Source organism: Nostoc sp. TCL26-01 (assembly GCF_013393945.1).
GTDB lineage: Bacteria > Cyanobacteriota > Cyanobacteriia > Cyanobacteriales > Nostocaceae > Trichormus.
Window position 1 is genome coordinate 2,469,982 of the sequence record NZ_CP040297.1, and the last position, 12,321, is coordinate 2,482,302.

At 42.0% G+C, this 12,321-nt stretch carries 9 protein-coding genes and 1 pseudogene; 4 read left to right on the top strand and 6 right to left on the bottom strand.

From position 1 onward, the window contains the following. Window positions 1-20 precede the first annotated feature (20 nt). Window positions 21-659 carry a transaldolase family protein gene (locus FD725_RS10675; RefSeq protein WP_179048113.1) on the bottom strand — a complete coding sequence of 213 codons (639 nt, stop codon included), beginning with the start codon at window positions 657-659 and terminating at the stop codon, window positions 21-23. Window positions 660-930: 271 nt separating this feature from the next. On the opposite strand from FD725_RS10675, the gene FD725_RS10680 reads away from it, so the two are divergent. Next, on the top strand, window positions 931-1,368 hold the full coding sequence (locus tag FD725_RS10680; RefSeq protein ID WP_179048114.1) for a hypothetical protein: 438 nt from the start codon (window positions 931-933) through the stop codon (window positions 1,366-1,368). A 152-nt stretch (window positions 1,369-1,520) separates the two neighbouring features. On the opposite strand, the gene FD725_RS10685 is transcribed toward FD725_RS10680, so the two are convergent. From FD725_RS10685 to FD725_RS10695, 3 genes are all read right to left on the bottom strand, one after another. Continuing rightward, window positions 1,521-2,054, bottom strand: coding sequence for a MarR family winged helix-turn-helix transcriptional regulator (locus FD725_RS10685; RefSeq protein WP_179048115.1), 534 nt, complete (start codon window positions 2,052-2,054; stop codon window positions 1,521-1,523). A gap of 198 nt (window positions 2,055-2,252) precedes the next feature. Beyond that, on the bottom strand, window positions 2,253-4,895 hold the full coding sequence (locus tag FD725_RS10690) for an EAL domain-containing protein (protein ID WP_179048116.1): 2,643 nt from the start codon (window positions 4,893-4,895) through the stop codon (window positions 2,253-2,255). 342 nt (window positions 4,896-5,237) lie between these two features. Continuing rightward, on the bottom strand, window positions 5,238-7,076 hold the full coding sequence (locus FD725_RS10695) for a ShlB/FhaC/HecB family hemolysin secretion/activation protein (protein WP_179048117.1): 1,839 nt from the start codon (window positions 7,074-7,076) through the stop codon (window positions 5,238-5,240). A gap of 187 nt (window positions 7,077-7,263) precedes the next feature. On the opposite strand from FD725_RS10695, the pseudogene FD725_RS10700 reads away from it, so the two are divergent. Beyond that, window positions 7,264-7,473 (top strand): annotated as a pseudogene (locus FD725_RS10700) (lipase); the annotation flags it as partial. Between the two features lie 36 nt (window positions 7,474-7,509). Here FD725_RS10700 and FD725_RS10705 read toward each other — a convergent pair. Then, a complete protein-coding gene (locus FD725_RS10705; RefSeq protein ID WP_179048119.1) occupies window positions 7,510-7,701 on the bottom strand; it encodes a hypothetical protein in 192 nt (63 codons plus the stop codon). A 27-nt stretch (window positions 7,702-7,728) separates the two neighbouring features. On the opposite strand from FD725_RS10705, the gene FD725_RS10710 reads away from it, so the two are divergent. Both FD725_RS10710 and FD725_RS10715 read left to right on the top strand, forming a co-directional pair. Further along, entirely contained in the window at window positions 7,729-8,427 is a 699-nt protein-coding gene (locus FD725_RS10710) for a Uma2 family endonuclease (protein ID WP_179048120.1), read from the top strand. Between the two features lie 80 nt (window positions 8,428-8,507). Continuing rightward, entirely contained in the window at window positions 8,508-9,740 is a 1,233-nt protein-coding gene (locus FD725_RS10715; RefSeq protein ID WP_179048121.1) for a ribulose bisphosphate carboxylase small subunit, read from the top strand. A gap of 221 nt (window positions 9,741-9,961) precedes the next feature. Here the strand turns inward: FD725_RS10715 and recQ are convergent, their stop codons facing one another. Further along, on the bottom strand, window positions 9,962-12,118 hold the full coding sequence (recQ, locus tag FD725_RS10720) for a DNA helicase RecQ (RefSeq protein ID WP_179048122.1): 2,157 nt from the start codon (window positions 12,116-12,118) through the stop codon (window positions 9,962-9,964). Between the last annotated feature and the right edge of the window lie 203 nt (window positions 12,119-12,321).

Below are 12,321 nucleotides of genomic sequence, written 5' to 3' on the forward strand. Positions count from 1 at the left end.
ATTTGACGCTGGACTATTGACTAATAATCAATCCCCCGCCCATTTTTAGCAAACTCATCAATAGTTTGGGCTGATAACTCATGAGTAGTGAGAGACTGCAACATCGCTAAAGGTAGTGTGAGATGATGAGCGCCAGCTTGAACAGAGGCGACAGCTTCTTGAGGCGATTTGATACTAGCAGCCATCACTTCTGTAAAACTTCCTGCCAGTACACTTGCCATATCACGAATTAAAGCCACACCATCACCTAACAGTTTAGTAGCTCGGTTAACGTAGGCGATCGCATATTTTGCGCCTGCTTCCTGAGATACGACTGCTTGGGAAGCGCTATATATGGCAGTGACAGCACACTGAATTTCTGGTGCTAAAATAGCCACTGCTTGAAAACCAACTGATGATGCGGGAATTTTCAGCACAGTTTGCTCTCCCAGAATTGCCCATGCGGCTCGTCCTTCGGCAATCATCCCCGATAAATCAGCTGCCATCAACTGATAAAAAACTGGGCCTGTAGTTAATTGTGCCAGTTGTTTAAGGGTATTTGGGACAGGTAAATCAGTCTTGGCTAACAAAGTCGGATTGGTGGTAATACCTTTAACCCAACCAAATTCCTGAGCAGTTTTCGCTTCTGTGATAATCGCTGAATCTAGAAATATAGTCATTTTATGAGTGGTGAGTGCTGAGTGCTGAGTGAGGGAGTGAGAGAATAAGAATTGCTAATGACCAATGACTATTGACTATTGACTATTGACCATTGACTCTTACCTATTACCTGGAGGCGATCGCTTTCGGCTGTTATACTTTTCATGACAAGTATGAAAATGACTAACCAGCTAATTTTCCATCAATCTGGTAGTATTTGTCTGTAATTTCCTGCTGATCAGAATAAATAACTGAATGAAAATCAAGTACTTCAATATTGAGGAGGAGTGAATGGGACTTAGCGACGGACTCTTGAATCCAACGAAAAAGGCAATGGTTGTCGATGATTGTTGCAATATGATAGAAGTGCAACTCTCCGCCAAATCAGGCATAAGTGGTATAGCATTGAAAACTGCCTTCGCTGCTCTCAAGGGAATCAAGCCAGGATATATTTCTAGTGTCGTCGAGCAGCTCCTACCACAGTGCTTAGAAGCAGTTGAACCGATATGGAATGAGGGTTTAGAGAAAGGCAACCCAGTAGATTATCTAGCACAAAGCCGCGATCGCACAGCTGACGCACTGCTGAGTATTACCGATGCTAGAATCAAAGACTCAAAGCGCCAGATTGTCAGAGGAACCTATGAAAAATTTCGTGGTTCAGCCAAGCAACACGTAGAGGAAGCCGTACCAGATTTTGCCCAGGTGATTGATAAGTATACCAAAGCTTAAAGAAGAATACATCCGTCATTGCGACGTAAGGAAGCAATCGCAAAATCTCTGGCATTGCTTTGTGATGTCGCAATAACAAACCAGGAGCAAAAATAGCATGAACTAAAAACCCCTAAATTCTATCAAAGTCAACAGCCTAGACTTAAACCCAGTTATTCATTCATAGGTTGCACAGAATTCAATGCTGAATTCTGGCTCCTGACTCCCGAATTCTTGTTGTTAAATTCCGTTTGCTCAAAGACATTTTTCAGTAGAGTCAATCCCTGTTCAACGTGAGAGATTTCCTCATCGCTTAAACCTTCTAGTAAATCAGCAATACAAGCACGAGTTTGATCTGATGATTGTTGCAAAAGAGACTTGCCCTCTGGAGTGAGATTAAGAACAATCCGCCGACGTTCTTGGGGATGGTGAATCCGTTGTACTAACTCGCGCTGTACTAGACGTTCAATTGTGGCTGATGCTGTGGCAGAGGTGACACCCAAATGTTCTGCTAAATCAGATAATGAAGCTCCAGGATTACGGTTGATAAATGCCAGCGATCGCAATTGTGGTATTGACAAAAAAGCAGCCTTGTGAGCGCGCATCTCAGCTCGAATAAACCGCATCACTAATGGTACAGTTTCCATAACTCTGGCAGCACATTCTTCGGAATTTGCACCTTCTGGAGAGGGTTGATCGAGCTTCATTTGACTGGGATTCTCCTAATTACATCGCCACCCGTAGATAAAGTTTGCCACAGATGAAGGTTAAACCTATTAACTTTATAGCAGGGGAGAGGGGATAGGTGATAGGTGACAGGGGATAGGTGATAGGTGATAGGTGACAGGGGACAGGGAACAAGTTTAAAAGTCTCTGACCATTGACCATTGACCATTGACCATTGACTATTGACCAATCTTTTTTTGCTCACCTTGGAGAATCTCAGTTGCTTTCTCCACTGACAGGGGTTTGTGAAACAAGAAACCTTGCACTTCTTCACAGTTAATAGATTTTAAAAATTCCAGTTCCTCTGGCTTCTCTACCCCTTCGGCGGTTAACCTCAAGCCTAAACTCCTGCCTAAAGTGACGATCGCCTTAACTATATGAGCTACTCTGATATCTGTAGTCAAAGCTTTAATGAAAGAGCCGTCGATTTTGAGATTGTGGAGTGGTAGCAATTGTAGGCGAGAGAGGGACGAATGACCAGTACCAAAGTCATCAATGGCGATATAAACGCCCATCTCCTGCAAATTTACCAGTACGCTTTTGGTAAACTCGATATCCTCAATAGCTGTTGATTCTGTGATTTCTAACTCCAGGAACTCTGGCGCTAACCCAGTCTCAGTGAGAATTTCGGAGACAATATTCAGCAGATTAGGTTGGCGGAACTGTTTAGGAGAAAGATTGACAGCTATTGTCAAAGGCGGCAATCCTTCATCTTGCCAACGTCGATTCTGCATACAAGCTGTCCGTAACACCCACTCCCCGATGGGAATAATTAAACCAGTTTCCTCAGCAATAGGAATAAAAATGCTGGGTGCAACTATCCCCATTTCCGGGTGCTGCCAACGTAACAGGGCTTCCATGCCAGTGATTTGTCCCGTGGCAATATTGACACGAGGTTGATAGTATACGGTTAATTCTTGCCTTTCTATGGCGTAGCGGAGATTTTTTTCTAAATTCAAGATTTCTGGAGTTTTAGCACTCAGAGTAGTGGTGTAAAACTGATAGTTGTTTCTACCTTCATCTTTGGCATGATACAAAGCTGCATCTGCGTGTTTAATTAAAGTTTCGGCATCGGGACTATGTTCATCCAGTAAGGCAATACCTAGAGAGGCGCTAATATAAAGTTCATGTCCTTCCAAACAGAAAACATCTTTGAGCGCAGATAATATTCTTGAGGCTACTTGAGTTACTTCTTTGAGATAATTAATCCGGGGTAAAAGGATAGTAAATTCATCTCCACCCCAACGCGCAACTGTATCACCACTTCTGATGGATTCTTGTAATCTTTGGGCAACGTTTTGTAATAATCTATCTCCTAAGGTATGCCCTAAAGTATCATTAATGATTTTAAAGCGATCAAGATCGAGAAACATCACAGCTAAACTCTCTTCGCCACGGGTGGCGTTGGCTAAGGCTTTGGCTAGTAGCTCATCAAATAGTAAGCGATTGGGTAATCCTGTGAGCAAATCGTGTAGGGCTTGGTAGCGAATTTTTTCTTCTACTTGCTGACGCTGCCAAGCGCCAGTGATACTCGCTGCCATTGTCAAGAGTGTAGATTCTTCATGTCTCGACCAGTGACGCTCTTGTGTACAATCGGCTAAACCCAGGTAACCCCAAAACTGATCTTCTAATCGCAATGGTACTAATAGGAGGGATTTGACACCATCTCGTGAGAGAAGTTCACTTTCAGCGATGGGAAATTCTTTTGTAAGTCCATTAATGACTCGTCCACTAGAGAGAATATTGTACCAACGAGATAAAGCCGCAGACTGGTAAGATTGACTCTGCCAGTGGGGATGAGAGGGTTGGAGATGGGGACGTTGCCATTCAAATTGCAAACTGACTACAGATTCTCCTGTTGTGGGATGGAGATGGTTTTTGAATAAATAAGCACGATCTGCTTGGGCTGCTTCACTAATCACACCTAGAGCTTTTTCAATGCCAGTTTCATAACTCATTTCTACGAGCAAGTAATTAGCTGCTTCTGCTACTGCTTGTAATAGGCGATCGCGTTGATAGAGTTCCAATTCAGCTTGTTTTTGCTCAGTAATATCCCTGGTAATATAAGTTCTAATTAAATCACTTTCTGCTAAGTAATGGATTGATTGTTCAAAAATCGCTCCACCAACTTGAACTTCTCGCACAAAAGGATTAGCTTTCTGGTTTTCAGGTATATTAAAAATTTCTTGGAGGATGGGATGTTGTTTACCCAGTTGTCTTAAATCGGGAAATTTGACAGCTGCGGCTGGATTGAGATATGTAACTTGTCCTGTTAAATCTGTTTCAATAATAGGGTTAGGAATTAATTCCGGAAAAGAAGCTAAACGAGCGAGAGCCGTTTCGCTAGCTCCGGCAAATTCGGGATCAACAACTAGAGTTTGAAACTGACTAGGAGGAATAGATTGCTCAGATAAAAAATATGATAAGTCTTCAACTGCCGCCGAAGCCAAAAAAGCTTGTTCGGAAATGTTGGAGATAGCGTAGTATGTGGCTTGGACTTCATGACTACCAAAGTGGATCACATCTCCATGCTTCAGATTATGAGCCACACATCTATCCCCATTGACAATTAAGCCATTAGTGCTACCTTGTCCTTTGAAGTTGCCATCAATAATCCTAAAGCCATATTGCTCTGTTCCGGGAACAGTCACCCGCAATAAAATTGCGTGTTGTCTCGACACTGAGCGAGACTTAAGAGCTATTGTATTTCCTTGATGCCGCCCAATAGAGTAAGTTGCCTCTTGCAATGGGATGGTTCGTTGTCCTTGAGTATCTTGGACAACTAAAATGTGGCGGATTTTTTCCCACTCATTACCTGGCATTACTTTTTCTCAAATTTTTGTGTCTGATATCTAGAATATGTTTACTAGGTTAGGATTATACATTAGTATCCACAGTATCCTCATGAGCCTTTTTTAACCGTGATTAGATAAAACTAAATATTAACTATAGACTTTTGTATAGCTATATAATGACAAAATGTATCAGTGTAAATATTTAAATTATGTTTTATTTTATTAAAATTTATACAAAAATCATCAATACTAAATATTTCAGTTCCATCTGGATAGTTTGTCAATATGGTGATTGATGTTAGCGAAAGCGGGGCTATGAGCAACCTACTGAGTTAGGGGTTATGTTTATACCCTATGCCCCATTGATGATTAAAAAGGATTATAAAGTATAGAAAAATATAATCCGTTTTCTTGCCAAGTTCTTGCTTCTGAGTCAACGGACACTAGAGGAATACCCCAGTCGAGACGAGCGCTAAAGCGATCGCCTTGTGTCCATCGTAAACCAAGACCAACGGCAGCTAGGGCGTTAGGATCTGGATTGTCTCCTGAATTATTCCAGGCAATGCCAAAATCCACAAAAGGCGTAGCTTGTAACAAGCCATTGAATTGAGGTACTCGGAGAATGGGGATTTGTACTTCGGCTGAAGCATAAGCACCGTTATCTGTCAAGAGTAAATCTTGGCGATAGCCACGCACACTATCTAGACCACCTAGACCAAACTGTTCTAAGGGTAACAGTCTTTTGGAGGCAATTTGGGTGTTTGCTCTGACTATTAGTAAGGTTTCTGGTGCTAGAAGACGCGCCCATTGTGCTTGTCCTTGCCATGAGAAAAAGCGACTATCGGGTGCTTCGGCGTTGACGGTGGCATTAAATGCGCCGACACCCAGATTAAATTGCGATCGCAAAGCTATCACTTCTCGGCTATTGCGAGTAGTCCATTCTTGAAAAAATCGCAATGCAGAGATGCGTGTGCCGCCTTCGCTATCTGCGCCAGGAGAAAGTTCATTGGGAGAAACACCACTTTCTTCATTGAATAGGTTGGAAGATATTTTACTTTCTCTGCGAGAAGCTGTCACACCAAGGGCAAATTCTTGTGTGGGAGTTTGCACTAATGGCTGGCGAAATGTCAGTTCATAATAGCGAGAGGAAGAACTAATATTGAGAGTGTCAAAAGGTTCTTCAATCACGTTACTTTCGGAAATCCCAAAGTTAAAGTTGAGTGTGCCGTTTCTGGGATTCAGGGGCAAAGTGTAGCTAGTATCAAGGGTGTTGCTACCATCGGTATTACTATAAGCGACACTTATACCATCTCCTAAACCTAGTAAATTAGCTTCGCTTAATTGTATCCGTCGTCGAAAACTACCCACACTAGGCGATCGCCCATTATCCAATCCTACTTGAAGATCAAAGGTTTTTGCTTCTTTAATTTGTACTTGCAGTACACTTGTCCCTGGACGGGAACCTGCTGAGAGTTCAGCTGACAAGTTTTTAATTAAGGGATTGAGTTGCAGCAGTTGTAGTGCTTGGAGTAAATCTTCTCGGTTTAGGGGTGGTGTGGTGGCGATCGCTAAACGGCTGCGGATATACTTAGGGTTAAGTCGCTGAGTTCCCGCAATCTGAATATCTTCTAATCTACCTTCAACTACCTGAATTTTAATAACACCAGACTGAATGGTTTGTGGCGGAATATAAGCGCCAGAAGTAATATAACCCTTGTTGACATATAATTCAGTAATTTTAGAACGCGCCTGAAATAGTTCAGCTAAAGTAATTGGTCTGTTAGTGAACTCGGCAGTAACTTTGGCTAATTCTTCCTGGCTAAATACCGTACTACCAAGAACTTCAAACTTTTCGACAGTAATAGTCTGAGGAATATTCTCCGGTAATGGTTGCTGTGGGTTCACTTCCTGTGCTGGAGGTTGGAGGAGTTCTGCTGGCGGTGGTAGTTGCTGGGGCGTTTGTGGTGCAGGTAAAGGCACAGGTGCAGGCGGCTGAACATCTTGTGGTGGTGGTAAAGGCGTAGGCACAGGTGGCTCGGCATCTTGTGGTGGTGGCAGTTGTTGTGACAAGATGAAGCTATTATGTGGTAATTTTGTCTGGTCAAGAGCTTGAGCTTTCACTGGTTGAGCATCCAAACTGTTGAGTAATACAGATATACTCAAAGGCAACCAAGATACTGCAAGCTTGAGGTGGCATCTATATATCATGCTATTAGGTTGTTTTCAGCCAACAAAAATAGGGTTGTGCGGTTACGAGTTCAGAAGCGAAGACACTTCATTTTCTGATGTATCACTACAGTACCCTACTACATATCTGTCTCTTGATGAATATATTAATGTAGCCGCATATGCCGTGAAATTTGTCTAATTTATGGAAACTTACCAACAGATAAAACAAAGGATTACTAATTTATCTCAAGAGTTTGCTTTAGTCTGTCAAGAATTCGATATACCTTATTTAGATATTTTTTCCTTATTAGAAAAATCAGAGATTTGGATGAATGAAGCCAGAAATAACGATGGTGTTCACCCCAAAGCCGCAGGTTATACAGAATTTGCACGAATTGTTGAGAACTGGGACGCTTGGCTAAATTGGTTAAGTTAATTATCTAAGAGGACGTTGGAAAAGTCTGTTTCTTTGTCATGTTGAATGCAGCGTAGCGGAATGAAACATCTCGGTATGTGCCACAAAACCTAGATTCTTCCTGACGCGGAGCGTAAGGAAGAATGACATTTTTATACCTACTGAAACTTTTCTAACACCCTCTAAGTGTTTTTGGTAGATAGCGATCGCTGCTAATAAATCTACCATCACTTTAGCTATACTAGACACAAAGATATTCCTGCCAGCAATCTGCTCATGACGGTATCAATAAAGCGTAGCTCAAACCAAAATATACCATACTTAGAAAGTGGGGATAGACTGACTCGCCACGAATTTGAGCGTCGATACACAGCCATGCCCCACATTAAGAAAGCAGAACTGATAGAAGGAGTCGTCTACGTGGCATCACCCTTACGTTTTCAAAGTCATGGACAACCTCATGGTAATCTCATCGGTTGGTTATGGACTTATAAAATTGCCACTCTTGGCATAGAGTTAGGTGATAATGTGACGGTGCGTCTCGACTCAGACAACGAACCTCAGCCGGATGTTGTGTTACTAATTGACGAAAATTTGGGTGGACAAGCGCGTATTAGTGAAGATGATTATATTGAAGGTGCGCCAGAATTAGTGGCGGAAGTTGCAGCTAGTAGTGCAGCTAATGATTTATATGATAAGAAAAAAGTCTATCGTCGCAACGGTGTGAAAGAATATATTGTTTGGCAGAGTTTAGAAAATAAACTCGATTGGTTCAGCTTAGAAAATGGGGAATATGTGTCATTATTACCCAATGGGGATGGAGTGATTAAAAGTCAAGTTTTTCCCGGTTTGTGGTTGGATGTGTCAGCATTTCGTGTAGGCGAAATGAGACAGGTTTTATCTGTACTACAACAAGGCTTGAGTAGTCCAGAACATACAAATTTTGTTCAGGCGTTAGCCAGCAAGCTGAAGTGAGTTTAATTAAACGCCCCAAAAAAGCGATCGCTGTCCCCAGAAAAACTTAACATTAGTGCTAGCTATTCACATACAGATTCATGAGTTACTATATTGCTCCTCGCTTTTTGGATAAACTGGCTGTTCACATCACCAAAAACTTTCTCAATCTTCCTGGTATCAGAGTACCGCTAATTTTGGGGATTCACGGACGCAAGGGTGAGGGTAAAACCTTCCAATGTGAATTAGCCTTTGAAAAAATGGGTATTGAAGTCACACTCATCTCTGGTGGTGAATTAGAAAGTCCAGACGCAGGAGATCCAGCACGGTTGATTCGGTTACGCTATCGAGAAACCGCAGAACTGATCAAAGTCCGTGGCAAAATGTGCGTGCTGATGATTAATGATTTAGATGCAGGTGCGGGACGCTTTGACGAAGGGACGCAATATACGGTAAATACACAGTTGGTCAATGCCACACTCATGAATATTGCCGATAATCCCACAGATGTGCAGTTACCTGGAAGTTACGACTCCAACCCCATCCGGCGTGTACCCATCATTGTTACAGGTAACGATTTTTCCACCCTCTACGCACCATTGATTCGGGATGGCCGGATGGAAAAATTCTACTGGGAACCTGACCGAGATGATAAGGTGGGGATTGTCGGTGGTATTTTTGCCCCAGATGGATTATCAAAGCCAGAAGTTGAACAGTTAGTTGATACCTTCCCCCAGCAATCGATTGACTTTTTTAGCGCTTTACGTTCTCGGATTTACGATGAACAAATCCGTGATTTTATCCATCAGATTGGTGTGGAACGCATCTCTTTACGTGTGGTAAATAGCGTCGAAGGGCCACCAGAATTTAAAAAGCCAGATTTTAGTTTATCTCATTTAATTGAGTCCGGTAAATTCATGGTGGCTGAACAAAAACGAGTGGAAAATTCTCATTTAGTCGATGAATATAATCGTCTGAATAGAGGTAGAGGTTATCAAGCTACGTCACCGATGTCAGCACCAGTTAGTCAACCGACAATTAATCATCAACAGACAAATACTCATCTGAGTTTAGAAACCCAAGAACAAATCCGGCAAATCTTATCTCAAGGTCATAAAATTACCTTTGAACACGTAGATGAACGTCGCTTCCGCACTGGTTCTTGGCAAAGTTGCGGTACTCTGTTTATTGATGCTGAGTCAGATGCCATATCCACTCTAGAATCTTGCCTAGCTGACTATAACGGTGAATATGTGCGTTTAGTCGGCATAGATCCCAAAGCCAAGCGCCGGGTGGTGGAAACGATTATTCAACGCCCTAATGGAAAAAATTAGAGTTACTATAGGAACCCGACTTGATTATTGAAATTTCTTGCGTAGGTAGGTAACAGGTAACAGGTAACAGGTAACAGGTAACAGGTAACAGGTAACAGAAAAAGAAGTAATAGAGGTGTACTGAGTTTTTTGTGTAAGCACAGGCTACGCCAACAGAAATCAAATATGATTCCTATAGATTGATTATACAAAGCGATCGCCCGCAAGCATCGCTTTGCTAATTACTTGCGATTTTGTCGTCGCCATTTTTCTCGAACTAGGCGAATTTCATCAAAGGTGTAGCTTTCTCCTAACTGTTCTTTAATTGGTGTTAAGGCAATATCTCCCAGTACTTCTAGAACTTGCCAAATTTTTTGTTGATGTTCGATTGGGACTAATAAATTTAAATCTACAGGCTGATTTTTGGCAATTAATTTACCGAGATGAGTAGAAACTGTGGCTGGGCTGAGTTTGCGTTTACGGGCAATTTCGGCAATACTCAAACCTTGTTGATGTAAGCTTAATGTGTGTAATTCGGTGTCGGAAACTAAGCTAGATGAAGGTGTGTAATTCATCGGCTTAACTTCCATATTCTTTTCTTGACGGTAAGCGCGAATTTCTGCGAGGAATTTTTCACCGTATTGGGCGAGTTTATGACTCCCCACACCAGAAAGTTTGGCAAACTCAGGTAAGGTTTGGGGTTGGACTTGTACCATTAATTTCAAAGTGGAGTCGTGGAAAATGACGTAAGGTGGTACAGATTGTTCATCAGCGAGTTGTTTGCGGAGCGATCGCAATTTATGCAATAATAATTCTGCTTCTTCAGTTTTGGGATTTTCCTGGGTAACACTAACTTTTTGTACGGCAGAAACAGCTAAAAATACTTGCCGTTGTCGCTTCATCACTTCCCAACTTAAAGCATTTAGTTTTAAAACTGAGTAGCCATCAGTAGTTTGTTCAAGTAAACCTTGATGTAAAAGCGATCGCCCTAACATTCGCCATTCATCGACAGTTCTATCTTTACCAATGCCGTAGGTAGAAAGTTTATCGTGTTCGTATTGGGCAATTTTATCTTTTTTTGCCCCCCGCAACACATCAATAATATGTAGCATCCCAAATCTTTCTCGACAACGCGCCACACAAGATAAAAACTTCATGGCTTCAATTGTCCAATCTTGTACAGGTTTGGGATGACGACAATTATCACAGTTATCACAATTACCAGCAAAACGTTCCCCAAAATAACCCAGTTGAATTGTCCGCCGGCAATCTGTTCCCTCGGCATAGTCTATCATCTGTCGTAGCTGTTGCCGAGCGATCAACTGTTCTTGGGGATCAGTTTTTTGGTCAATACTCCATTCAATTGTTTTAATATCACCAAAGCTGAAAAAGATTGTACAGCGTGATGGTTCGCCATCTCTACCAGCTCTACCCGATTCTTGATAGTAACTTTCCAAATTTCGAGGAATATCAAAATGAACTACCAAGCGCACATCTGGTTTATTAATCCCCATACCAAAGGCAATTGTTGCCACCATCACCCGCACATCATCCCGAATAAATCGGGTTTGATTTTTGCTACGTTCATCGTCAGGTAAACCGGCATGATAAGGTAGGACAGAAATCTTATCATTTTGCAGTTTAAAAGTTAGTTCCTCAACTTTTTTGCGAGTTAAACAATAGATAATTGTTGCACCTTCAGTTTCTCGAACTAATTCTAATAACTCAGCGTAAGCATATTTAGTTTTCGGACGAACTTCGTAATAGAGGTTTTGGCGATTAAAACTAGCAAGGTGGATACTTGGTTGTTTTAATCCTAACTGTTGAATGATATCAGCCCGGACACGATCTGTAGCCGTCGCAGTCAAAGCCAGAGTGGGAACTTGGGGATAACGCTTACGCAGAGATTTTAACTGCCGATATTCTGGACGAAAATCATGTCCCCATTCCGAGACACAGTGCGCTTCGTCTATGGCAAAAATAGATATACCAATTTTTTCGTGTACCAAATCCAGAAACGGCAGAAATCTTTCACTGAGGAGACGTTCAGGGGCAACGTAGAGTAATCTTACCTTACCATGAAGGATGGCTTCTTCCCGCGATCGCACCTGATAGGCATTCAAACTACTATTGAGGAACGTTGCTGAGATATTATTATTGCGTAGCGCTTCTACTTGGTCTTGCATCAAAGCAATCAACGGTGATACTACCACAGTTAACCCTGATTTGATCAAAGCAGGTAACTGAAAGCACAACGACTTGCCTCCACCAGTCGGCATCACCACCATCAAATCCCGATTTTGCAGCGCATCTTCAATAACTTGCCGTTGTCCGGGACGAAAGTTATCATAACCGAAGTGATATTTTAGCGCTTGTTCGAGATTGGGATACTGAAGCATAGCGATCGCTTTTTGGGTGCGTTCTGCGTGAGTAATGATAGAGGATATCAGGATTTTAACTCACATCAACAGTAGCTATTAATCCTAGTTCTACCAGCGACAGCCAAACCCAACAAAGCTTGAGCAATTTTGCGGTTTCTACGCAGAGTAGATTGTATTGAAGCGATAATACATACATCTCTCGACAGATGCACTTTGACAAG